This is a genomic window from Algoriphagus limi (assembly GCF_024919275.1).
Taxonomy (GTDB): Bacteria; Bacteroidota; Bacteroidia; order Cytophagales; family Cyclobacteriaceae; genus Algoriphagus; species Algoriphagus limi.
In genome coordinates this window covers 23996-48570 of the sequence record NZ_JANWGH010000002.1, presented here as the reverse complement: position 1 = coordinate 48570, position 24575 = coordinate 23996, and the positions used below count along the sequence as shown (strand labels likewise).

The 24575-nt window shown below is 42.3% G+C and carries 20 protein-coding genes; 12 read left to right on the top strand and 8 right to left on the bottom strand.

The genetic code is table 11. The features are described from left to right. From rsmG to NY014_RS08545, 3 genes are read right to left on the bottom strand one after another with little or no spacing between them, the layout of a single operon-like run. A complete protein-coding gene (gene rsmG / locus NY014_RS08555) occupies nt 1–645 on the bottom strand; it encodes a 16S rRNA (guanine(527)-N(7))-methyltransferase RsmG (RefSeq protein WP_259414185.1) in 645 nt (214 codons plus the stop codon). Next, entirely contained in the window at nt 645–1256 is a 612-nt protein-coding gene (locus NY014_RS08550; protein ID WP_259414184.1) for an RNA polymerase sigma factor, read from the bottom strand. The genes rsmG and NY014_RS08550 overlap by 1 nt, the downstream gene beginning before the upstream one ends. After that, a complete protein-coding gene (locus NY014_RS08545; RefSeq protein ID WP_259414183.1) occupies nt 1247–2383 on the bottom strand; it encodes a glycosyltransferase in 1137 nt (378 codons plus the stop codon). Before NY014_RS08545 ends, NY014_RS08550 begins: the two co-directional genes overlap by 10 nt. A gap of 109 nt (nt 2384–2492) precedes the next feature. Here NY014_RS08545 and tgt point away from each other — a divergent pair, with 109 nt between their 5' ends. From tgt to NY014_RS08530, 3 genes are read left to right on the top strand one after another with little or no spacing between them, the layout of a single operon-like run. Next, nucleotides 2493–3623 carry a tRNA guanosine(34) transglycosylase Tgt gene (tgt, locus tag NY014_RS08540; RefSeq protein WP_259414182.1) on the top strand — a complete coding sequence of 377 codons (1131 nt, stop codon included), beginning with the start codon at nt 2493–2495 and terminating at the stop codon, nt 3621–3623. Further along, on the top strand, nt 3623–4696 hold the full coding sequence (locus NY014_RS08535; protein WP_259414181.1) for an LptF/LptG family permease: 1074 nt from the start codon (nt 3623–3625) through the stop codon (nt 4694–4696). The genes tgt and NY014_RS08535 overlap by 1 nt, the downstream gene beginning before the upstream one ends. Beyond that, nucleotides 4697–5608 carry a DMT family transporter gene (locus NY014_RS08530; protein ID WP_259414180.1) on the top strand — a complete coding sequence of 304 codons (912 nt, stop codon included), beginning with the start codon at nt 4697–4699 and terminating at the stop codon, nt 5606–5608. A gap of 13 nt (nt 5609–5621) precedes the next feature. Here the strand turns inward: NY014_RS08530 and ispE are convergent, their stop codons facing one another. After that, the gene (gene ispE, locus NY014_RS08525) at nt 5622–6428 is read right to left on the bottom strand and encodes a 4-(cytidine 5'-diphospho)-2-C-methyl-D-erythritol kinase (protein WP_259414179.1); all 807 of its coding nucleotides are present in this window, start codon (nt 6426–6428) and stop codon (nt 5622–5624) included. 514 nt (nt 6429–6942) lie between these two features. On the opposite strand from ispE, the gene ilvD reads away from it, so the two are divergent. The 9 genes from ilvD to leuB all read left to right on the top strand — a co-directional run bounded on the left by ilvD (nt 6943) and on the right by leuB (nt 18178). Further along, entirely contained in the window at nt 6943–8622 is a 1680-nt protein-coding gene (gene ilvD / locus NY014_RS08520) for a dihydroxy-acid dehydratase (protein WP_259414178.1), read from the top strand. A 4-nt stretch (nt 8623–8626) separates the two neighbouring features. Further along, entirely contained in the window at nt 8627–10321 is a 1695-nt protein-coding gene (ilvB, locus tag NY014_RS08515; protein WP_259414177.1) for a biosynthetic-type acetolactate synthase large subunit, read from the top strand. Nucleotides 10322–10329: 8 nt separating this feature from the next. Next, nucleotides 10330–10830, top strand: coding sequence for an acetolactate synthase small subunit (ilvN, locus tag NY014_RS08510; protein WP_259414176.1), 501 nt, complete (start codon nt 10330–10332; stop codon nt 10828–10830). 35 nt (nt 10831–10865) lie between these two features. Beyond that, entirely contained in the window at nt 10866–11909 is a 1044-nt protein-coding gene (ilvC, locus tag NY014_RS08505) for a ketol-acid reductoisomerase (protein ID WP_135072996.1), read from the top strand. A 12-nt stretch (nt 11910–11921) separates the two neighbouring features. Then, nucleotides 11922–13430, top strand: coding sequence for a 2-isopropylmalate synthase (locus tag NY014_RS08500; protein WP_259414175.1), 1509 nt, complete (start codon nt 11922–11924; stop codon nt 13428–13430). 2 nt (nt 13431–13432) lie between these two features. Beyond that, complete coding sequence (gene leuC / locus NY014_RS08495) at nt 13433–14839, top strand: 3-isopropylmalate dehydratase large subunit (RefSeq protein WP_259414174.1); 1407 nt, start codon at nt 13433–13435, stop codon at nt 14837–14839. A 115-nt stretch (nt 14840–14954) separates the two neighbouring features. Continuing rightward, nucleotides 14955–15545 (top strand): 3-isopropylmalate dehydratase small subunit, encoded by a 591-nt coding sequence (gene leuD / locus NY014_RS08490; RefSeq protein ID WP_135073002.1) that lies wholly within the window; start codon nt 14955–14957, stop codon nt 15543–15545. A gap of 10 nt (nt 15546–15555) precedes the next feature. After that, nucleotides 15556–17142, top strand: a complete 1587-nt coding sequence (locus NY014_RS08485; RefSeq protein ID WP_259414173.1) for a hydroxymethylglutaryl-CoA lyase-like TIM-barrel protein — start codon at nt 15556–15558, stop codon at nt 17140–17142. Further along, nucleotides 17111–18178: a 3-isopropylmalate dehydrogenase gene (gene leuB, locus NY014_RS08480; RefSeq protein WP_259414172.1), complete on the top strand. Its 1068-nt coding sequence runs from the start codon at nt 17111–17113 to the stop codon at nt 18176–18178. Before NY014_RS08485 ends, leuB begins: the two co-directional genes overlap by 32 nt. Before the next feature lie 144 nt (nt 18179–18322). Here the strand turns inward: leuB and NY014_RS08475 are convergent, their stop codons facing one another. The 4 genes from NY014_RS08475 to NY014_RS08460 form a co-directional block, all read right to left on the bottom strand. Then, the gene (locus tag NY014_RS08475; protein WP_259414171.1) at nt 18323–19246 is read right to left on the bottom strand and encodes a hypothetical protein; all 924 of its coding nucleotides are present in this window, start codon (nt 19244–19246) and stop codon (nt 18323–18325) included. A gap of 22 nt (nt 19247–19268) precedes the next feature. Further along, nucleotides 19269–19850 (bottom strand): hypothetical protein, encoded by a 582-nt coding sequence (locus tag NY014_RS08470; protein ID WP_259414170.1) that lies wholly within the window; start codon nt 19848–19850, stop codon nt 19269–19271. A 453-nt stretch (nt 19851–20303) separates the two neighbouring features. Next, the gene (locus NY014_RS08465) at nt 20304–23336 is read right to left on the bottom strand and encodes an AAA family ATPase (protein WP_259414169.1); all 3033 of its coding nucleotides are present in this window, start codon (nt 23334–23336) and stop codon (nt 20304–20306) included. After that, nucleotides 23333–24562, bottom strand: coding sequence for a metallophosphoesterase family protein (locus NY014_RS08460; protein WP_259414168.1), 1230 nt, complete (start codon nt 24560–24562; stop codon nt 23333–23335). Before NY014_RS08460 ends, NY014_RS08465 begins: the two co-directional genes overlap by 4 nt. Between the last annotated feature and the right edge of the window lie 13 nt (nt 24563–24575).

Below are 24575 nucleotides of genomic sequence, written 5' to 3'. Positions count from 1 at the left end.
TTAGCGCTTGTCTTCCCAAGGCATGTAAACCACTTTCTTGGTTTCAAAAAAGTCCTCCTTGAAATAGTCGCTCAAGTGGTAAGTGACATAGGATTTCCCGGTTTCCTCCATCTCCTCGTCCACATCTCCACCTTTCAGGTAAAGGATGCCGTTTGGAAACTCATTGAAATCTTCTTTTCGGATTTTTCCTTTTACCCAAGGGTAAAAATTGATCATTCTGGTCACTGCCCGGCTGATCACAAAATCATATTTTCTAACCAGTGTTTCTGCTCGCGCTTGCTGAGCTTCTACATTGCTCAGTTTCAGAGCACGAGCTACTTCCTTCACCACAGTGATTTTTTTTCCAATAGAGTCTACCAAATGAAAGTGCGTATCTGGAAATAGGATAGCTAAAGGGATCCCTGGAAATCCTCCTCCAGTCCCAATATCCAGGACCTTGGTTCCGGGTTGGAATCGCATGACTTTAGCGATACCCAGGGAGTGAATGACATGATGCACATAAAATTGATCCATGTCTTTGCGGCTGATTACATTAATCTTGGCGTTCCAGTCTTCATACAATGCTTTCAACTGGTCAAACTGTTCGATTTGCCGCGCGCTAAGATTCGGGAAATAGGATAGAATCAATTCAGTACCGGAGTTCATCAGATGTGCTTTTCTTTGCCGGAAGCGATTTCGTACAGCAACTCTCTCGAACGGTGCAATTGCGCTTTTACCGTACCAAGAGGCTTGTCCAGTTCTTGGGCAATTTCTTCGTAAGAGAGCTCATCAAAATAGCGCAACTGGACTAATTTCCGGTACTTAGCAGGAAGTTTATCTACAAAAATCCGCACCATTTCAATCCGTTGAGATTTGATGAATTCATCTTGTGGGTTATTTTCATCATCTTCCACATCAATATTGACTGCGTTGCCGCTATCATCAGACATGGTAGTATTTAAACTCATGGTTTTGAGTTTTTTCTTTCGGATAAAATCAATTGCATTGTTTGTAGCAATTCGGAAAAGCCAAGTGGAAAAGGTATAGTCTTTTTTGAAACGATGCAGGTTTTTGAAAGCCTTTGCAAAAGCTTCCATGGTCAAATCCTCGGCATCATCCGCATCTCGAATCATTTTGAGGATCATGAAATAAACGGCTTTCTTGTACCGCTTCATAAGGGCCGCATAGGCAGACTGATCTTTTTCGATGACTGCCCGATCGATCAGATCGAAGTCCTCTAAAGCCTTATTTGAAAAACCGCGTTCGTTTATTTCCATTTGATGTCTTTTGACTGATGGGAGAATGTCCCTAATCCCCAAAAATACCAGATATACAAGAAATCGTTGATCAGGATATTGGATCGGGTTTTGGTCCCGTTAAGTTTTCTATTGGCTGATGAATAAATCCAAAGTACCAACAGAACCCTTACGAGGAATATACCGAAAACGATGAGAAATTGTTCCCAATTTTGCTCTAATCCCAAATAAATCAGTAATCCAATACCTCCGGCCCAAAATAAAAGGTGGGAAAATGCAAACCAACCAATTTTCATCTTGTCTTGGCTTTTATACTGCTTCCCAACGTGTAAATGCCTTTTTTTCTGTCGGAAATAATCCTTCCAGTTGTCCTTAGGGTAAGAAATGGTACGGGCATCAGAGTCAATAACCACTTGGGTATTTTTTCCTGTCGCGTATTTATTGATGAAAAGATCATCATCTCCCCCTTCAAAATGCCACAAGTCTTTGAATGCTTTCACATCCATAAAGAAGCTTTTTCGGTAGCATAGATTCCTGCCTATTCCCATAAATGGCGCTTTCCATCTTGCAAAGGATAGATAAAATAATGCCGTCTGGATGGTTTCGAATTGAATCCAAGTATTCAAAAAGCCTTTAATAGCTTCATAACCTCCAAATCCCAGAGAAAATGTCATTCCTTCGTTTCGAACTGGCGCGGTCATCTTTCGGATCCATTGATCGGAAGCTGGAATACAATCCGCGTCAGTTAAGAGTATAACGTCATGTTTTGCGACTTTGATACCTAAAGTTAGTGCATATTTTTTTGAAGTGACGTGGTCTGGCGTGTATTTGACAGTAACAGTACGAAGCTTAGGATAGCGATCCATCATCTCTGCTAACAAGCGGGGAGTTCTGTCACGACTTCGATCATCGATCACCAATACATCAAAATTGCTATAATCCTGCTCAAAAAGTTTAGGAATTAAAACCTTGAGGTTTTTGAATTCATTGTGAGCGGAGATGACAACTGTAACCCCTTCCTCGTTTTCCGATTGCTCTTTTTGCTTTTTTGAGTTAAAGAATGCCGTTCTGCCAAAAATAGGCAAGAGGTAAATGAGTTGGATGAGGACTCCTAAACCAAATATTATCCACAATAAAAATAGGGCCATAGGTCGATTGTGCTGGGCAAATATAAAATCAATTTCAGCATTCGTTTAAGAATAAAGGGATATTTTTGCGGGCAGATCATTTCCCGGAAAAACGTCTAATTTCTTTTCGATGAAATTCACTTTACAGCATGCTGATCCCCAGACCAAAGCCCGTGCGGGGAAGTTAGAAACTGATCACGGAACTATACTTACACCGATTTTTATGCCTGTTGGTACAGCCGGCTCGGTCAAGGCGGTTCATCAGCACGAGCTGTTAGATCCGATACATGCTCAGATTATTCTAGGGAATACTTATCATTTATATCTCCGTCCGGGATTGGATATACTAGAAAAAGCTGGAGGACTTCATCGTTTTATGGGATGGGATCGTCCCATTCTGACAGATTCGGGAGGTTATCAGGTGTTTTCCTTATCTGGAACTCGTAAGATAAAAGAAGAAGGGGTAATGTTTAAGTCACATATTGATGGCTCAAAACATCACTTTACTCCTGAAAATGTCATGGATATTCAGCGAACTATCGGTGCTGATATTATTATGGCTTTTGATGAATGTACTCCTTACCCATGCGAATACGGCTATGCTAGAAAATCCATGGAAATGACCCATCGATGGTTGAAGCGGTGCATGAATCGATTTGACGAGACGGAAGGAAAATATGGCTATTCTCAAACCCTATTCCCGATCGTTCAAGGTTCTGTTTATAAAGATCTACGAGTACAAAGTGCCCAATTTATTGCCGATCAGGGAAGAGAGGGGAATGCAATTGGAGGATTATCGGTGGGAGAGCCTGCGGAAATGATGTACGAAATGACGGAAGTAGTGACGGATATCCTGCCAAAGGACAAGCCCCGTTACTTAATGGGTGTAGGTACTCCTGCAAATATTTTAGAATGTATTGCTTTGGGAGTTGATATGTTTGATTGTGTGATGCCTACACGAAATGCCCGTAATGGCATGCTCTTTACTTCAGAAGGGATTATTAATATTCGAAATGAAAAATGGAAAGATGATTTCAGTCCGATCGATCCTGCAATTGGAAGTTCTGTTAGTTCCTTTTATTCAAAAGCTTATCTTCGTCATTTGACCATTTCAAAGGAAATCTTAGCCGCTCAGATTGCCAGCATTCATAATTTGTCCTTTTACCTATGGTTGGTAGGAGAGGCTAGAGAGCATATTTTAGCTGGTGATTTTGCAAGCTGGAAGACCGAAATGGTTAAGAAAGTAAGTACTCGACTCTAATGAAATTAATCGACCGACTCATTATCAAGGATTTCTTGAAGACCTATTTCTTCGTGGTCTTGATGCTGATTTTGGTGGTTTTGGTGCTGGATTTTACTGAGAAAAACGATAAATACATCCAAAATCAGGTTCCAACAATCGAGATTCTCAAGTACATGGGGAATTATGGTTTGTACCTGAATAACCTTCTAACCCCAATTACGGTCTTTATTTCGGTAATTTTCATTACTTCCAAAATGGCTGGTCGAACAGAAATCATTGCTATTTTGGGAAGTGGAGTGAGTTTTGTTCGATTGCTTTTTCCATTTCTTTTTTCTGCTGCTTTGATCGGAGGAGTCAGTTTTTTTCTGAACGGTTGGGTGCTTCCCGCTGCAACTGAAAATCTCACTGTTTTTCGATTAGTATACTTGGAAAAAGGAGCTCCTCAAAACGAGCAAAATATCCACATTAAGGTAGGGGAAGAGAGTTATGCCTATTTAAGTCGATTTTTCAAGACCAGTAATACCGGATATAATTTTACTTTGGAGACCATTCGGGATGGGCAATTACTTGCTAAACTTTCCTCTGACCGGATCGAATGGGATACCGCAAAAAGTGTTTGGACTTTGAGGAATTGGAGACTGCGCGAACTAGAAGAAGAAGGGGAGAAGTGGTCTGTAGGGACAGAGTTGGATACGGTTCTTTCAATCGTTCCTGACGACTTTGGAGTTCCTGAAAATCATCATGAGACGTTAAAACTACCTCAATTGAGCAGGCAGATTCGAATATTAGAAGATCGAGGAGCCGATAATGTGAATTATTATAAAATCGAACGTTATGTCCGATTTATGTCACCATTTGCAGCTTTGATTCTGACATTTATTGGAGTGATAATGTCGGCCCGAAAAACAAGAGGAGGTTCCGGTTTTCAAATAGCCATGGGATTCTTGTTGGCATTTATTTATATCCTCTTATTTATCCTATCGAGGACTTTTGCAGAAAATGGTTCGGAATATCCCATTTTGGCTGTATGGCTACCTAACATCATTTTTGGATTAACTGGTTTGGTGCTTTACAAAACTGTCCCTCGATAGATGCAAGCCTCTATTAAAGACTATCTCTTACTCCACCTGATTGTCCTGATCTGGGGATTTACAGCCATTCTTGGTTTGTTAATTAGCCTTCCTGCATTGGAGTTGGTTTTCTATCGGACATTGATTGCATCGGTGGGTGTGGCTTTACTTTTTGCTTGGAAGCGAAAGCCCATCTTGATTCCACCAAGTCAAATGATCAAAGTATTGGGCACTGGGGTAATCATAGCCTTGCATTGGATTTTATTCTTTTGGTCTGCTAGGGTTTCTACTGCTTCTGTTTGCCTCGCAGGTATGGCAACCACCTCCCTGTGGACAGCTTTTGTTGAACCTTTCTTTAATCGAACAAAGGTAAAATGGTATGAAGTCGCGTTGGGATTGATGGTGATTTCTGGACTCTTGGTGATTTTTAAATTTGAGACTGGATATTGGTTGGGGCTCTCCATGGCTTTGGCTTCAGCTTTTTTGGCGGCCTGTTTCTCTGTGATCAATGGTCGACTGACCAAGCGCCATGATCCCTATCAAATTACTTTCTATGAAATGTCAGGGGCCTCATTATCGGTTCTTCTCTTTATGCCAATTTATGCATTTTGGTTGTCGGACGGGACGGGGATTCAATGGGCTTGGCAAGGCTATGATTGGTTTTGGCTTTTGATTTTAGGAGGAATTTGTACGGTTTATGCCTTTTCAGTTTCTGTGGAATTGATGAAAAGACTGACTGTATTTTCGATTAACCTCACTATCAATCTGGAACCGGTTTATGGGATTGTTTTGGCAGTTTTGATATTTGGTGAGAAGGAAAAAATGACCCCAGAATTTTATCTAGGCACCTTGATTATTTTGATTTCAGTTTTGATTTACCCTGTATTGAATTACTGGAATAAAAGGAGAAAAGCTGTTCGTACTTTGGGTTAATCTTGCCTTTTATTTAAAGCTGTTTCTCAAATACAAAATACTCCTCTTTCCAGCTAAGGTTACTTGGCTTTTCATGGAAAAGCCCGAAGACAGTAGAACCCGAGCCTGACATAGCTGCATAATAGGCGCCGGATTCATAGAGTTTCAATTTGATCTCTGCGATTTCGGGATAGGATTGAAAAATGCTGGCTTCAAAGTCATTGACCAACTCCTCTTTCCATCTGGATTTGTCTGCTAAAACCTCTTCCAAGTTGATAGAAGGGGTTTTAGGAGTGACTCCTGCATAAGCTTCCTTGGTCCCTACGTGGATTCCGGGATGAATTAAAACCAAATAGGATCCTTGAAGTGATAAGTCTACAGGTTCTAAAATTTCACCTCTTCCCCGGGCTATTTTAGGAGTATTTTCTACGAAAAAAGGACAATCACTTCCCAGCTGAGCCGCATATTCCACAAGGAAATAATCATCTAGATGAAGGTCAAACAGGTTATTCATCAGTTTCAATGCAAACGCCGCATCTGCTGATCCTCCTCCTAAGCCAGCTCCCATGGGGATGTTTTTGTGTAGATGAATTTTTAAATTGGGTAAACCTTGAAAATCCTTTCTGAAGAGTTTTTCTGCTTTTAAAATGAGATTGTCTTTCGGGTCTCCAGGAATAGAAAGTCCGGTACTTTCCCATCCTCCTTTTTTATCTACGATCATTTCCAATGCATCAAAAAGTGGAATTGGAACCATGCAGGTTTCAATTTCATGATAGCCATCTTTTCGTTTTCCGGTGATATGTAGCCCCAAATTGATTTTGGCGTTTGGAAAGGTGATCATAGAATCTAGATTTCAAGCAAAATAAGGGATTTTTGAGAGGAAGTGTTTGACTATTAAGCTTGAAAAATTTTTAATACTTATTGAAAGAAGTTATTGAAAAAAGATTAAAACTTCCTTTTTCTTAAGGAAATAGAAAAAAAGATTGAGTTTTATTGAAAAAGAATCAATTCGATATAAAATTTTGAAATTTTAAAAAAAATAGAATTCCGATTGAAAAAATAGGTTTAAATCGAATGTGTAAAAAATTATATTTTAAAAATATTCAAATAACAAGAATATATTTTCTGCAAAAATTAAAATATGACAAATTAAATATTGTATGTATGGTTTAAGAGGGTTAATTTTGACTTGTCATTGATTGAAAAGCAGCTCAACCTAATACTATGAACAGATCAGTCTTTTTGCTAAGCATTATTATTCTCCTTGGATTTTAAGGTGAGGCACTAGACTTGTATCAACATATTAAACAAATAAGTGCCTCATTTGAAGAGGCACTTTTTTTTATACCCAAACTATGAACCTAAAGAAATACAGCTGGGAAATTTCAGATAACCCGGAGCATCCCGCCGGGAAAGCTATGCTCTATGCGACAGGCTTGTCTGACAAAAAAATGAAACAGCCTTTCGTTGGGATCGCGAGTTGCGGATATGAAAGTAATCCCTGCAACATGCATCTCAATGATTTTGCCGGTCTGATCAAAGCCTCCTCTCAGGAGTATGATTTGACCGGTTTGGTTTTTAATACCATCGGGATTTCTGACGGAACTTCCATGGGAACCATGGGGATGCGTTATTCGCTAGTGTCCAGAGAGATTATTGCTGACTCCATTGAGTCCTTCATTTTGGGGCATTCTTTTGATGCCTGCGTAGCTGTCGCTGGTTGTGATAAGAATATGCCAGGAGCTGTGATGGGAATGCTTCGTATTAATCGGCCTTCTATCATGGTATATGGAGGCACAATTGCATCCGGTAATTACAAAGGAGAAAAATTGAATATTGTTTCTGCTTTTGAGGCTTTTGGAAAGAAAATCCAAGGAACCATCTCAGAAGAGGATTACGATGGAGTCATCCGAAATGCCTGTCCGGGAGCGGGTGCTTGCGGTGGGATGTACACGGCAAATACTATGTCCTCAGCCATTGAAGCTATGGGAATGTCCTTGCCTTATTCTGCATCTTACCCTGCCAATTCTCCGGAAAAACTTCGGGAATGCCGGGAAGTCAATCAGTATGTGAAAGTTCTTTTGGAAAAAGACATCAAGCCAAAAGACATTGTCACTCGAAAAAGTATAGAAAATGCTGTTCGCGTAGTGATTGCACTTGGCGGTAGTACGAATGCAGTACTTCATATTTTGGCAATCTCCAAGACAGCTGGAGTGGACTTCACTCTTCAGGATTTCAAAGCACTAAATGATTTAACTCCAATGCTGGGGGATTTCAAGCCTTCCGGTAAATTTTTAATGGAGGATTTGCATGAGCAGGGAGGTTTGCCTGCCTTCATGAAATTCATGCTGAATGAAGGATTACTCCATGGAGATTGCATGACGGTAACTGGAAAAACCTTGGCTGAAAATCTTGAAAAGATTGAGCCCATTGTTCCTTCCATGGTCAATTGCATACGGCCTCTCGATCAACCAATCAAGAAGACTGGTCACTTGTGTATTCTTAAAGGAAACTTAGCACCAGAAGGAGCGGTGTCGAAGATTACGGGTAAAGAAGGAATTTCCTTCACTGGACCAGCCAAAGTTTTCGATTCTGAATTGGAAGCCAACAATGCGATTCGGGATCATAAAGTTCAAGCAGGGGATATCGTCGTCATTCGAAATGTAGGGCCAAAAGGAGCGCCTGGAATGCCTGAAATGCTAAAGCCAACTTCCATGATTATTGGAGCAGGATTTGGGTCTGATGTTGCCTTGATTACTGATGGAAGATTTTCAGGTGGGACACATGGTTTTGTCGTGGGACACGTAACCCCTGAAGCTTGGTGCGGAGGTCCGATAGGACTTTTACGAGATGGGGATATGATTACCATTGACGCTGATAATTTAGAGCTTTCGGTAGATGTCAGCGAAGCTGAATTTGCAGAAAGGAAAAAGTCCTGGTCCCCAAAAGTCATTGAAGGACTTCAAGGCACTTTGAAAAAATACAATAAACTCGTTGCCACAGCTTCTGAGGGTTGTGTGACTGATAAATTCTAAACCTATGAAGGAATCCATGATCCGGGGAGCGGACATTGTAGTTCAGTCCCTAATTGCAGAACAAGCAGAGATTATCTTCGGGTATCCCGGCGGTGCAATTATGCCGGTCTATGATGCATTGTATGATTATCATGAGCAGATCAAGCATGTTTTGACCCGTCATGAGCAAGGAGCTATTCATGCTGCCCAAGGTTATGCTCGGGTATCAGGAAAAGTGGGAGTCTGCCTAGCTACCTCAGGACCAGGCGCGACGAATTTGATTACCGGTTTGGCTGATGCACAAATTGACAGCACGCCTTTGGTATGTATTACGGGTCAGGTAGCAGCTCATTTGTTGGGAACGGATGCGTTCCAAGAAACGGATGTTGTGGGTATTTCTATGCCAGGAACCAAATGGAATATTCAGGTTCGTCGGGTTGAGGATATTGCTCCAGCCATTGCAAAAGGTTTTTATATCGCCCGTTCCGGTAGACCGGGACCGGTTTTGATCGATATCACCAAAAATGCTCAAGTCGATTTTGGGGAAATGAATTATGCCCCTTGTCTTGGGTTTAGATCCTACAAAGTTCATAAGCCGGTAGAGCAATCTTCGATTCAGGAAGCAGCTGAATTGATAAATAAATCGGAAAGACCCTATGTGCTTTTTGGCCAGGGCGTAGTTCTCGGAAAAGCAGAAACTGAACTGAAGTTTTTCTTGGATAAAACCGGTATTCCGGCTGCTTCGACTTTGCTCGGTTCGGGCGCACTTTCCCAAGATCATCCTTCTTATGTTGGTAAATTAGGAATGCATGGAAATTATGCTTCCAATTTGTTGACGAATCAGTGCGATGTTTTGATTGCCGTAGGAATGCGTTTCGATGACCGGGTTACAGGGGATTTGAAGCGATATGCCAAGCAAGCTAAAATTATCCACCTAGAGCTTGATCCAGCCGAAATCAATAAAAATGTAAAAGTTCATGTGCCGGTAATTGGTGACTGCAAGGAAAGTCTTTCCATGCTAACTGAGGCAGTTGACAAAAAGAGTCATCCTGAATGGTTGGCTAAGTTCCGGGAATTAGAAGAGTTGGAAAAAGAAGCTGTCGTGCAGCATGATATTTCTCCAACCAAAATCGGTTTGACGATGGGAGAAGTAATCAATCAAATCAACCAATATAAGGCAGATGATGCGGTTTTGGTGACTGATGTGGGACAGCATCAGATGATAGCCTGGAGATATTTCAATTATAAGAAACCTCGAACTCAGGTGACTTCAGGTGGCTTGGGAACTATGGGCTTTGCACTTCCAGCGGCTCTTGGAGCCCAACTTCATGATTATTCACGACAAGTGATTTGTGTTGTTGGAGATGGAGGCATTCAGATGACGATTCAGGAGCTTGGGACTATTATGCAAACCAAAGCTCCTGTAAAAATTGTCCTTTTGAATAACAATTACCTGGGAATGGTGAGACAATGGCAGCAGATGTTTTTCGATAGGCGCTATTCCTTCACCGAGTTAAATAATCCTGATTTTATCAAAATTGCTGAAGCCTATGGAATCAGAGCCCAAAAAGTGAAGGCTAGAGAAGAATTGACCGAAGCGATTGAAGATATGTTGATCTATGATGGCCCGTATTTCTTGGAGGTTGTCGTTGAAAAAGAAGACAATGTGTTCCCGATGATTGCCACGGGATGTTCGGTTGAAGAGGTGAGATTAAGTTAATCCAGACTATGAAGCGCTATACGATTTTTGTCATTACCGAGAATTTTATCGGAATTCTCAACAGAATCACGATCATCTTCACTCGAAGAGGAATCAATATCGATGCTTTGACCGCCTCCGAGAGTCGAGTGGATGGCATTCATCGGATTACCATTGAAGTGACGACTTCCGAGGACATGGTCATTCAATTGGTCAATCAGATCGAAAAGGTCATCGACGTGATCAAGGCTTTCTATCATGAAGATGAAGGCGTGGTATATCAGGAGATCGCTTTATATAAAATTCCGGTAACCCGATTGGATGGGGGATTGGAGAAAATCATTCGACAGCATAATGCAAAAATCATTGCTGCGGAACCTCAGTTTGTGGTGCTTGAACTTTCAGGACACAAGGAGCAGACACAGGAGTTATTGGAAATTTTGAAAGGCTATGGGCTTTTGGAATTTGCTAGATCAGGAAGAGTCGCTGTCGCCAAGCGAATGGTGACTATTGATGATTATATTAAATAAACTATTGAAAATCAATCTATTAAACCAATAAAGCTATGAAGTTAAAATTTGGCAATGTGGAAGAAAATGTAGTCACTCGGGAAGAGTTTCCTTTGGAAAAAGCCAGAGAGGTTCTCAAGGATGAAGTGATTGCAGTAATTGGCTATGGGGTTCAAGGACCCGGTCAGGCTTTAAACCTGAAAGACAATGGCTTCCATGTAATTGTAGGTCAGCGAAAGAATTCCAAAACTTGGGACAAAGCTGTTGCTGACGGATGGGTACCAGGTGAGACGCTTTTCGATATTGAAGAGGCTTGTGAGCGAGGAACTATCATTCAATTTTTATTATCAGATGCAGGTCAGATTGCTTTGTGGCCAACTGTGAAAAAGCATCTGACTCCTGGAAAAGCATTGTATTTCTCCCATGGTTTTGGAGTAACCTATAAGGATAAAACCGGAATCATCCCGCCTGCAGATGTAGACGTGATTTTGGTAGCGCCAAAAGGTTCTGGTACTTCTTTAAGAAGAATGTTTGTTGAAGGAAGAGGCTTGAATTCATCCTATGCGATCTATCAGGATGCTACAGGTAAAGCTAAAGACCGGGTGATTGCTTTGGGTATAGGTGTCGGTTCTGGATACCTTTTTGAAACAGATTTTTACCGGGAAGTAACCTCCGATTTGACTGGAGAGCGTGGAACCTTGATGGGTGCAATTCAGGGAATTTTCGCTGCTCAGTATGAAGTATTGCGTGAAAATGGCCATACTCCTTCCGAAGCTTTCAATGAAACTGTTGAAGAATTGACTCAGTCTTTGATGCCTTTGGTGGCAGAAAATGGAATGGATTGGATGTATGCCAACTGTTCTACTACTGCTCAGCGTGGAGCCTTGGATTGGTGGAAGCCATTCCGGGATGCAACCAAGCCGGTTTTCGAAGCATTGTATGAATCCGTTAAAACAGGAAAAGAAGCGCAAAAATCAATTGACTCTAACTCCAAGCCTGACTACAGAGAGAAGTTGGAGGAGGAATTGAAAGAATTAAGAGAATCAGAAATGTGGCAAGCAGGAGCTGTCGTCAGACAGTTGCGGCCAGAAAACAATTAAACCCAATTTATTATGAGTGACAAGCTGTGGATATTTGATACCACCCTCAGAGATGGAGAACAAGTTCCTGGATGCCAGTTGAATACCCAGGAAAAAATTGTGGTGGCGAGAGCCCTGGAAGATTTGGGTGTTGATATCATTGAAGCTGGATTTCCGATTTCCAGCCCGGGTGATTTCAATTCAGTAGTAGAGATTTCAAAGGCAGTTTCCAACCCGATCATTTGTGCGCTTTCCCGCGCGGTGGAAAAGGATATCGAGGTAGCGGCTCAGGCCTTGAAATACGCCAAGAAAGGCCGGATTCATACCGGAATCGGTGTTTCTCCTTATCATATCCAATACAAACTTCGGTCTACTCCTGATGAAATTATCCGAAGAGGGGTAGCTGCGGTCAAATTTGCGAAGCAGTTTGTGGAGGATGTGGAGTTTTACGCTGAAGATGCGGGTCGTTCTGAGCCGGATTTTCTATGTAAAATCATTGAGGAGGTTATCAAAGCCGGAGCGACGGTAGTAAATATTCCTGATACAACCGGTTATTGTCTTCCGGAGCAGTATGGGGGAATCATTGCCGATCTCAAAAACCGTGTGCCAAATATCGATAAGGCTATCATTTCCACTCATTGTCACAATGACCTCGGCATGGCAACTGCCAATACTGTTGCAGGGGTTCAAAATGGAGCCCGACAAGTGGAGGTAACCATTAACGGAATTGGAGAACGAGCTGGAAATACGTCCATGGAAGAAGTAGTGATGGCGATTAAATGTCATCAAGCTATTCCGGTTCACACGGATATAGTCACTCAGAAAATCTATCAAACCAGCCGCTTAGTTTCCAAATTGATGAATATGCCGGTTCAGCCTAACAAGGCGATCGTAGGTAGAAATGCATTTGCACATTCCTCCGGTATTCATCAGGACGGCGTGTTAAAGCATCGGGAAAATTATGAAATCATCGACCCGAAGGAGGTTGGGGTAGAAGAGTCTTCCATTGTTTTGACAGCTCGTTCAGGAAGAGCGGCCTTGAAGCATCATTTGGATGCCTTGGGTGTAGAGTTAGAAGGAGAGGAACTTCGAAAAGTTTACGAGGCCTTCTTGGAGCTTGCTGATTCCAAGCGGGATATAGGTCGAAAAGACCTGCTTTCACTTGTTGGGAAATACTTGGATGAGTCCAACTTCATCGAATTGAAGGAAGTGAATTACTCCTCAAACGGAGAAGTGAAGGCCCATGTCAAGTTGAAAATTGGTGATACAAGCCATGAGGCTTCCGCTTCTGGAGTAGGGCCTGTAGATGCGGTTTTAACTGCTATTGAAAAGATGGTACAACCACAAGTGGATTTGGAAGAATTCCTGATTCAGGCTATGTCCCATGGCTCTAACGACGTGGCAAAAGTCCACATGCGGGTCATCAAATCTGATAAACCTTATCACGGCTTTGCCTCCAATGAAGATATCGTATTGGCATCTGCACAAGCTTTTGTGGATGCATTGAACAAAATACCAGTCAAAGAATACGCGACTGCCTAATTATGGAAAAAACAACACTATTTGATAAAATCTGGGATTCCCATGTGGTGCGTCACGTACCTGCAGGGCCAGATGTGTTTTTCATCGATAAGCATTTTATCCATGAAGTAACTTCCCCTGTAGCTTTCCTCAACTTGGAGAAAAGAGGCATTGGGGTAAAATATCCGCACCGCACCATTGCAACACCGGATCATAACGTTCCTACCGTCGATCAGGACCAAACCATTAAGGATAAACTTTCCCGGATGCAGGTTGAAAAGCTTCGGGAAAACTGCAAGAAATATGGTATTGAACTTCACGATTTGGGTACAGCTCATCATGGAATCGTCCATGTAATCGGTCCTGAATTAGGTGTGACTCAACCGGGAATGACCATCGTTTGTGGCGATTCCCATACTTCTACACACGGTGCTTTCGGTGCAATTGCCTTTGGGATCGGTACTTCTGAAGTAGAGATGGTTTTGGCCACTCAGTGTATTATGCAATCCAAGCCTAAGAAAATGCGGATTTCCGTAGAGGGAGAGCTTGGAAAAGGTGTGACTTCTAAAGACATCATCTTGTATATCATCTCAAAAATATCTGCAGCAGGTGCTACAGGATATTTTGTGGAATATGCAGGTTCGGCTATCCAAAGCCTATCTATGGAAGCCAGAATGACTATCTGTAATATGTCCATTGAGATGGGTGCACGGGGTGGATTGATTGCTCCTGATGAAACAACTTTCAATTATCTGAAGTGGCGTCAATATGCTCCAAAGGGTGAGGACTGGGAAAAAGCAGTTGCCTTCTGGAAATCACTCAAAACTGATGAGGGAGCGGTTTTCGATAAGGAGTATCATTTCGACGCTGCTGATATTGAGCCTATGATTACTTATGGCACCAACCCTGGGATGGGAATAAAGGTCAAAGATCGGATTCCTACTGCAGAAGGACTGGAAGGAAGTAACAAAGCTTCTTTCTTGAAATCATTGGATTATATGGGATTTGAACCAGGTGAGCCAGTAAAAGGGAAGCAGGTGGATTATGTATTTGTGGGTTCTTGTACGAATGGCCGTATTGAAGATATTCGGGCTGTTGCAGAATTTGTGAAAGGAAAGAAAAAAGCTGAAAACATCACTGCTTGGATTGTACCGGGTTCACGGGAAGTTGAAAAAATGGCTCATGAAGAAGGACTAGTTAAAATCCTAGAAGAAGCCGGATTTGAATTGCGTCAGCCGGGTTGTTCAGCTTGTTTGGCCATGAACGATGATAAGATTCCTGCGGGGAAATATGCGGTTTCAACTTCCAATCGAAACTTCGAAGGGCGACAAGGTCCTGGTGCACGCACTATGTTAGCTTCTCCTTTGACGGTAGCAGCTGTCGCCGTCACTGGTCGAATCACAGACCCGAGGGAGGTTTTTGAAAATTGAGTTTTCTAGTTATTAAGTTATTGGTTAATCGTTTCTAGTGTTTGGATTCATTATTTCAAAAGAACTGCTTACCCACCAATAACTAATAACAAATAACTAATCAACAGATAATAAAATGGCTTACGATAAATTCACTGTTCTTCGAGATACGGCGGTTCCATTACCGACCGAAAACGTAGATACTGATCAAATTATTCCGGCGCGTTTCTTAAAAGCAACGGAACGTACAGGATTCGGAGATAACCTTTTCCGAGACTGGAGATACGATGTGGAGGGCAATCCCAAGAAGGATTTTGTTCTCAATGACCCAACTTATAGCGGGAAAATCCTGGTTGCCGGTAAAAACTTCGGTTCAGGATCTAGCCGTGAACATGCAGTTTGGGCATTGTATGACTATGGCTTCCGTTGTGTGGTATCGAGTTTCTTCGCAGATATTTTCAAAAATAATTGCCTGAATATTGGTGTGCTGCCGGTGACGGTTTCTCCTGAATTTGCTGATAAACTCTTTGCTGCGATTGAAGCAGATCCAAAAACCGAGATCGAGGTAAATCTCCCGGAACAAAAAATCACTTTGCTATCCACCGGCGAGTTTGAAACTTTCGACATCAACGAGTACAAGAAGAGTAATATGCAGAATGGCTTCGACGACATCGACTATTTGTTGAATATGTCTGACGAAATCGAAGCTTTCGCTGCATCTAGATAATCCAAATACCATGGAGGCAAAGAAGAGAATTGAAATAATGGATACTACACTGAGGGATGGTGAACAGACCTCAGGTGTTTCCTTTTTGCCTTCTGAGAAACTTCAGATTGCCAAGTTGCTCTTGGAGGAGCTCAAAGTAGATCGGATCGAGGTCGCTTCGGCACGTGTTTCCGAAGGGGAACTGGAGGGTGTGCAGAAAATTACTCAATGGGCTTCCCAAAAAGGATACTTGGATCGAGTAGAAGTTTTGGGGTTTGTAGATACTCCGGCTTCAGTTAATTGGATCGTAGAATCTGGCGCTAAGGTGATGAACCTGCTGACGAAAGGTTCTTTGAATCATTTGATTCACCAACTCAAAAAAACACCTGAACAGCACTTCGAAGATATTCGGGAAAGCATTGCATACGCTCAGGAAAAAGGGATTGCTGTAAATGTCTATTTAGAAGACTGGTCCAACGGAATGCGGAATTCTAAGGAATACACTCTTTCCTTGATCGAGTTTCTTCAAGGTCAAGCTGTCAAGCGAGTGATGTTGCCGGATACTTTGGGATTGCTTGCGCCTGAAGAGGTAAAAAGCTATTTCCAGGAGATCACCAAGCTGTTTCCCGAACTTCATTTTGATTTCCATGCGCACAATGATTATGATCTTTCCGTGGCCAATGTCATGGAGGCGATCCTTTATGGAGCAGCTGGTATTCACACGACCATTAATGGCTTGGGTGAACGGGCTGGAAATGCGCCCTTAGAATCCGTGGTTGCTGTAATTGAAGATTTCACAGATTTTGAAATCGGAATACAGGAGCAGAAAATTTTCCGGGTTTCCAAATTAGTGGAGCAGTTCTCCGGACAGCACATCCCTGCTAATAAGCCTGTCGTGGGAGAAAATGTCTTCACTCAAACGGCTGGAATCCATGCGGATGGGGATAATAAAAAGAATCTCTATTTCAATGATTTGATGCCGGAGCGATTCGGTAGACAGCGAAAATATGCCTTGGGGAAAACTTCCGGAAAAGCCAATATCCTTAAGAATTTGGAAGAGTTGGGGATTTCTTTGGAGAAAGAAGAACTCGCAAAGGTTACCCAACGAATCATTGAACTGGGAGATAAAAAGGAACGGGTGACGACCGAGGATCTTCCATACATTATTTCCGATGTCCTCCAGAATAATGTGATCTCCAAGCATATCAGCATTGAAGGCTATCATATGACCCATTCCAAGGGACTCAAACCCACGGTTCAACTTCGGATGAAAATCCATGGAAAATCGTATGATGAAAGTGCCACTGGAGACGGTCAATATGACTCCTTTATGCGGGCTTTGAAAAAGATCTATAAGTCTTTAGGGAAAGAGCTTCCTAAATTGACAGATTATCATGTTTCCATTCCTCCAGGTGGAAAAACTGATGCTTTTGTGGAAACGGTTATTACTTGGGATTATGGAAAAATATTCAAAACCAAAGGTCTTGATCCAGATCAGACAGTAGCAGCGATGATGGCTACTGAAAAAATGCTCAACATCATCGAAAACATGACTTACCAACCAGAAAAAGAAGAATCTACCTATTATGGAAATGAATATCGCGCTGTTGCCGGGTGACGGCATCGGCCCTGAGGTAATCGCTCAGGCAGTAAAAGTTGTCAAAGCAGTCGGACAAAAATTTGGTCATCAAATCACTTTCAAGGAAGGTCTTGTAGGTGCTTGTGCTATCGATGCTACAGGAGACCCATATCCAGACGCGACCCATGAAATTTGCGCTGCCTCCGATGCGGTACTTTTCGGAGCGATTGGTGACCCAAAATATGACAACGATCCCAAAGCCAAAGTTCGACCTGAACAAGGCTTATTGAGAATGCGTCAAAAGCTTGGCCTTTTTGCCAATGTGCGACCAACATTTACCTTTCCTTCCTTGGTGCATAAGTCTCCATTGAAATTGGAGCGTGTGGATGGAGTTGATTTTGTTTTCTTCCGTGAATTGACAGGCGGCGTGTATTTCGGTGAGCCTAGAGGTCGAAACGAGCAAGGAACAAAAGCTTTTGATACCAATGTATATAGCAAAGAAGAGATCGTTCGATTAGCTCGGATGGGTTTCGAAGCGGCGCAAAAACGAAGAAAATTGCTAACCTGTGTGGACAAAGCCAACGTGATGGCAACGTCTCGTTTGTGGAGGGAAACTGTTCAGGAATTGGCAGCTGAGTATCCGGATGTGAAAGTCGAATACGAATTTGTAGATGCGGTGGCTATGCGCCTGATTCAATGGCCGAAAGCTTATGACGTGTTGATTACCGAAAATCTATTTGGAGATATTTTGACGGATGAAGCCTCCGTTATTTCTGGCTCTATGGGCTTGATGCCATCGGCTTCCTTGGGTTCCAAAGTCAAGCTTTTTGAACCGATTCACGGTTCCTATCCGCAAGCAGCAGGGAAAGACATCGCCAATCCGCTGGCTACTGTGCTTTCTGCTGCGATGATGTTTGAGTATGCATTCGATATGAAAGAAGAAGCTCAAGCAATAAGTGATGTAGTGAACCTTTCCTTAGCAGAAGGAGTAGTCACCGAAGATATCGCTGAAGGCGGAAAAGCCTACAAAACCTCCGAAGTGGGTGATTGGCTAGCAGCCAAGATTTTGGGATAAGAAAAATTAGAATAGAAGAAGAGGCTGTCCAATTTAGCCTTTGTCACATTGAGTGAAGTCGAAATTGAGTTTATTAATCATGTATAGGCTTCGACTCCGCTCAGCCTGGCAAAAGACTAATTCTAGGAAAGCCTCTTCTTGGTTTTAATAAACCGTAAACGGATGGACCATTTTTCGATTCATGGCATCTGGAACCTCCGAAATCAGGACATAATTACCTGCACTTAGTTCAGCTTTGAAATACGCTTTTTTTCCTTCAGGCATATCTTCTGCTCCTCCCATGAAAATAAATTCCTTTGGTTCAGGAGTGGATAATGCAAACATATCCGATGGGTTGATCCAAGCAACCAAACTATCCAATTCAGCTCCTTCTTGAAGTTTTACCAGATTGACATCATGTCCAGCAAAATGTTCATATAGCTGCTGATCCAAAAATTCCACACCAAATTCAACAATTCCAGCTGGTATAGAGTCTAAAAATTGAATTCCCTCTGTGCTGGAAATTGTGACGCTATAATCTTCTTTTGGTTCAGCTAATTCGGAAACTTCATCTTTGACAATTACTTCTTTGAGCATACCCATAAAAACGTGTGGTGTTCCATCGGGCATACGGATATAACATTCCATCGCATAAACTCCAGGCTCCAAAAAGAGGGTTGTTTCGGCAGTGGAGTTGCCGGAAAGTATACCTACTCCACCGTGATTAACCACTCCTCCAAACCATTGAGGGATTTTTTCAAAGACTTTCATCCCTTCTTCCATGTTCCCCAATTTCATAAAGTCAAACCCTTCTTTAAATACTGGGATTAACTCATTTTCATAATTGGAAAGTCTGATGCCTTCGGGGAGTTTCTCTAAAACAAAAAAGTGAACTTCATTCGACTTATTTACATATCGGAAAGTATTCCAACCCGAAGAAATGGAATCCACCATCTGGAAATCCATTGCATTCGTTATTACTTCGATTACAGGATCAATTTTTTCGACTTCTTTTTCTTCCTTTTTCTCATTGGAGCAGGAAAAAAGAAGGGCTGATCCAAGGATAGATAAATACTGGAATTTATTCATAATTATAAAAAGTTTGTGTTGATTAATTTCTAGCAGGATTTATCATGATATGCGCCCGATGCGTGCCTGGATCCATAATCCAAGGCAATCCAGGTCCAGCTGGTTTCAGTGGCAATCCGGTACTTTCAGCAGTGGCCCAAGGAATGTACACTACAGAGCGTGTATAGGTATTCTGTGCTTCCCCAGTAGCCCAATTGACATCATTTTCATCCGCCACCAAGGCATGCAATACACTTCCTTGGTCAGGCAATTGGAGTTTTCCTGCTTTGGCTTCCGCTTCCCGGGTGTTAAAAATTTCCTGGGCGTTTTTCCCGTCTTTTCTTAAGGCCCAACCTCGTTCCATAAAAGGTTGAGCACTGCTATGGTAGCAGGATACACTTAGCCCTTCCCGACTGGGGTCATCACCCAAGCAGATGGTTTGATTACTGCCTTTTCGAAGCAAAACAATTTCTCCGTTTTGATAGCCATACACGGTAGCTTCAGCTCGCTGATCTTCCGGAGCGGCTAAAAGAGCCAATTTGATTTGGATTTCCTTGCTTGGTGCTTGTTGGCAAAAGGCTGAAAAGCTAAGGCTTATAAGAATTAGGGTTAGAAAGGGTTTCATGGGTTAGTGGGTTTTAGATGGAATTTAATTTAAGAAAATTCTGAAAAATATAGGGTTTGGCGTGGTGGTCGATTTTTGAGGGTGCTTTTGGTGAATAAAAAGTCTAACGTGGAGATACGTAGGGATGAAGTATATTGAGATGATCCTCTGTTCTTTTTTCTTGGCAAAAAAGAACCAAAAAGCCAAGACGCAGCAAAGCTTCCCCCCACGAGGCTTTCGCACACCCCGCTGTTGCGTCAGCCCTCCGCGCAAGTGAAACTGTAAATTATTAGTGGTTTAATAAGACTCAGTTCCGAAGGTATTAAATAAAAATCTGTGGGTGGAGACACGCACAGAGGCTTTTGGAGGCTCGTCACTGCGAGCCTGTCTGCCGATAAGGCAGGGAGGAACGAAGAAGCAGTCCAAAAAGTAAACAATCTCAAGGATTTCTTTGACGTCCGAACCTGCCTTCCCTCAATAAGAATACCCTACCTGTGAACCTTTCTCAGGATCAAGTTCTACCTGAGCAAAGACACCGATCTCCTGTTGTAGTTCCTCAACATGGCTGATGATGCCGACGATCCGGTTTTCGTGACGGAGTGATTTGAGTGTCTCGAAAACAACCCGAAGGGAATTTCTATCCAAAGCCCCAAAACCTTCATCCAAAAAGAAGAAACTCTGATCTGCCTGATTTAGCGCTTTGACTTTTTCGGCCAAGGCCAAAGCCAAACATAGGGAAGCCTGGAAAGTCTGACCTCCGGAAAGTGTCTTTAAGAGACGTCTTTTGCCTCCATTCAAATAATCAATCACCCAAAAGGTATTGTCCTCGTCTATCTCCAAACTCAGGCTATTTTTGCTGAGTTTCATAAAGCGCTGATTGGCGGTGTGGCATAGTTCTTTTAGATAAATCGAACTCACGTATTTAACAAAGCCACTTCCCTTGAATAGCTTTTCCAGTTCCTTCAAGTAAGTTTCGCGCTTTTCCACCCGCTCCAACTCCTTTTTCAGCATCGCCTTTTCCTGAAGTTTTTGTTCGGAAACTTTCACTTCTTTCTGCAAAAGGATCACCTCCTCTTGCCGAGCATTATTCGATTGCTGAAGGTTTTCAAGTTGCTGAGAAAGCTCCTGAAAGGCCTCCTCTTCAAAATCCTTCACACCTTTCTCAGATTCCAATTCCTGAAGTCTATTTTCAGTCAAGTCCAGCTGACGATCGAATTGCTCAATTTCCTTTGCAGTCTTTTCGGCATCTAGCGAATGCTCAAAAAGTTGAATCAAAGCTTCCTCATCTTCAAAACCATATTGCTTTTTTAAAGAGTCGAATTCACTTTGCAACTCTTTGATTTTAGTCTGAGCTTTTTCCAACGAGCTATTGAAATTCTTTAAATCGGCTAGATTAGTCGTTGCCTTGCTCTGAACCTCTTGCAGGTATTTTTGCTTGCTCTCCAAGGCTGCAGCTGCCTGTTCGATATCTTGTGCTACCCGCAAAATCATAGCTTGGATTTCGCTGGGATTTTTATCGAAAAAGCCTTTGCAAAATGTCGGATCCTTGATTTCCTCTTCTTTGGTTTTGATTGCGGTGGCAAGGCTTTCCTTTTTCAGTTGAGCTTGCTGAAGTTTTTGCTGTATGGAATCTAGTTCAGCTCTGACTTGATCAGATTCCTGTCGCTTTCGTTGAATTTTTTGAAGTAAATCTTCTCGTTTTTGATTGGAATTTTCCAATTCTGCAATTCGCATAGAAAGCCCTTCTTTGTCCTTCAAACCAAACTCCTTCAAGCCTTCGAGAAGTTTGCTCAATTTCTCCGACAATTGACCCTTTTCTTTCCTTCTTCGGTCGAGATTGTCTCGATGACTTTGCAGGTAAATTTCCTGTTCCCTTAATTGCTGCCTGACCAGAAGAATTTTTTCCAGCAGGTCCTTTTCTTGAGAAATCTGCAACTCGATTTCCTTGATCGCTTGATTCTGAGTAGATTGATCGAGTGGATTGGGGTGCTCCAAAGAACCACAAAGCGGGCATGGCTTTCCATCTTCCAAGAGATGCGCGTGAACTTTCAACCCGGAATTCCTCAATAGATTTTCCCGTTTTTCTTCCCAATTTAGAATCACCTGCTTTTGGGCTTTTTGCCAGTCTTCTGTATTTTCAAACTCCTCAGGAATCGAATAGCGGAGTTTCTCTAAAAAAGCACTTACATTTTTCTCTTCCTTTTCGAATTGCCCAATGAGCCTGTCATGTTCCTGAATCTGTGATTCCCAATCTGACCAGGATTGAAGGTGGCTTTTTAGGCTTGCTAACAAATTCGAGTCATTGGAAGGCGAGGTTTCAAGAGTTTTGCTAAACTCTTCTATTTCCTGTTGAACCTGCTTTTGCTTGTTAAGTAGTTTTTCTTGAGAAGGAGTAATTTGAGTGATGGCATTAGTTGCTTCGATCATTTTTTCTCGAAGCTCCTTGATTTCCAAGACCTTTTTGAGATCGCGAATTTTACTTTCCCGGTCAGGACGTTGTTGGTTCTTTTCTCGGAGTTTTTGTTCTTCTTCTTTGAGTTGGGAGATTTCTTGTGCGAAAGTTAAGGCAAAGCGCTCTGAATCGGTGATGCTTACGCGGTATTTTTCGGCATCGACTTGAAGTTCAGAAAGTTGATTCCAAACCGGACGCAAATAGGTTTTTGCCTGAATGAAATCCTTGTAAATCCGACGTTTTTCCTCGATTTCCGGTTTGCGTTCTAGAAGTTCCCGCTTCGCTATACTCAACTCTTTCCAAGTCCTGTGTTTATCCCGCAGTTTTTCGAGACTTTTTACATCTTGGTCCAGTTTGTTAGCTTTCTTCAGTTCTTGATCCTGTTCCGCTTGAAGGTGATTTAGCTTTTCCTTTTCAGTTTTTAAGGTTTCTTCTGAATAGGCTTCCAAGGCTTGGAATTGAGTTTCCAAGCGGATTTTTTCATCTTTTACCGTTCGAAGCAAGAATCCTGTTTTTGCGGCAAGATCGAAGCGTTCCAAACCAAAAAGTTCCTTCATCATCTCCGCTCTTGGGCCCGGAGTCAAGTCGATGAATTCACGAAATTTTCCCTGAGGGATGATGACCGTTTGCTTGAAATGCTCCTTTTTCATTCCCACAATTTCCTCTGCCCTAGCTTCGAGAGGTTCCCAATCATTTCCGGACTTTTTGTAAAAGGTGTGGGTAGCAGGATCTACTTTTTCGGGATCTTTTTTATTTCGTTTGGCTTCGTATCGGGCAAGTAAGGTTTCGCTGTTGTTTTTTCCGGAGTTAAAAATAAACCGTATCAATACCTCATCGCTCTGCAGGTTGAGCATGGAGTTTTTTTCACCCCGATCAGAAAGTCGTTCGGTACTTCCATAAAGGGCCAATAAAATCGCTTCTAAGATGGAGGATTTTCCACTTCCTACTGCTCCAAAAATCCCAAAAAGACCAGCAGCAGTCAATTGACTGAAGTCAATAACCTGACGCTCCCGGTAGGAATACAAACCTTGAATTTCTAACTGAACAGGAATCATTTGCTTTCTTCTTGACTGATGACTTCCTTAAAAACTTCCATTAATTCTTCATTAGGCTCTTGTCCGCGCACACTTTCGAAATAGAGATTGAATAGGCTAAGCATGTCTTTTTCCAGATCCTCTGGCTTGAGGGTTAATTCATCCCGATCGCGGGTATTTTGTATTTGAGGAATCAAATTGACAATCCCATCATGGGCTTTGAGAATGGCCTTACGAGTGGCCGCATCGATGGAGTCTTTTGTCTGATAGGTCAATTCTACAAAGCAATAGGGGTTTTCCTCAAGCCATTGGAGCGTTTCTGGTAGCTTGTCAAAAGTCTTGCGATACAGTGGTCTACCTTTTTTCAATCCAATAGGCGTGTAGCTAGCGGATTTTCCAGCCTCCAATTCAATCATCACAACCTGTTTTTGCTGGTCAGCCTCCGAAAAGGAATAGGCAAGGGGACTGCTGGAATAGACGACAGGACAAGGATTTTTATCCACTGCATGGTAGCGATGCAGGTGCCCTAGCGCTGCATATTGAATCTGTGGAGGGAGATTCTCTGTAAAAAGTGCCTGTGTACCGCCCACATGTAGGATGGGGCGCTCGGATTCAGGTTCGGGCTTTGGGGCTTCCCCTTCTTTGACAAAAAAGAAATGTCCCAAAAAGAGATTTACTCCGTGTTGATCACAATACCGCTCTGCTAAATCTTGCCATTTTTCAGAAAGAATTTTCCGCAGTTCCGCTTCCCGATTTTCTTCCCCGAGATAGGTTTTCAGACTCACTTCATGCGCATAGGGCGCTAAAATTATTCGGATGGGGTCTTCGAAAGTGGGGAGTTTTAATTCTACAAATCCACTTTCTGAGTGCAGGACTTCAACACCTGACTCCATTTTTCCTGTGGGAATAACGGTATCATAGCGACTGTAGAAAAAGATCCCCATTTCTCGGGCCAAAGGATCCGGTGCTTCCACAAATTGACTACTATCATGATTGCCAGAGATAGCGATGATTGGACGGGTTCCGTTTTTGGAAAGTCGATGAAGGGTTTTATAAAGAAGTTCTACTGCTTCATGGGAAGGATTAAATGAATCAAAAATATCACCGGCTAGCAGAACTAGATCCACCTGCTCCCGATCGGCAATCTGACAGATTTCATCAAGAACCAGCTTTTGCTCTTCCAAGCGGGGATATTCCTGTAAGCGCTTACCTAGATGCCAGTCAGCTGTATGAAGGATTTTTAGCATAAAAAGATGAAAT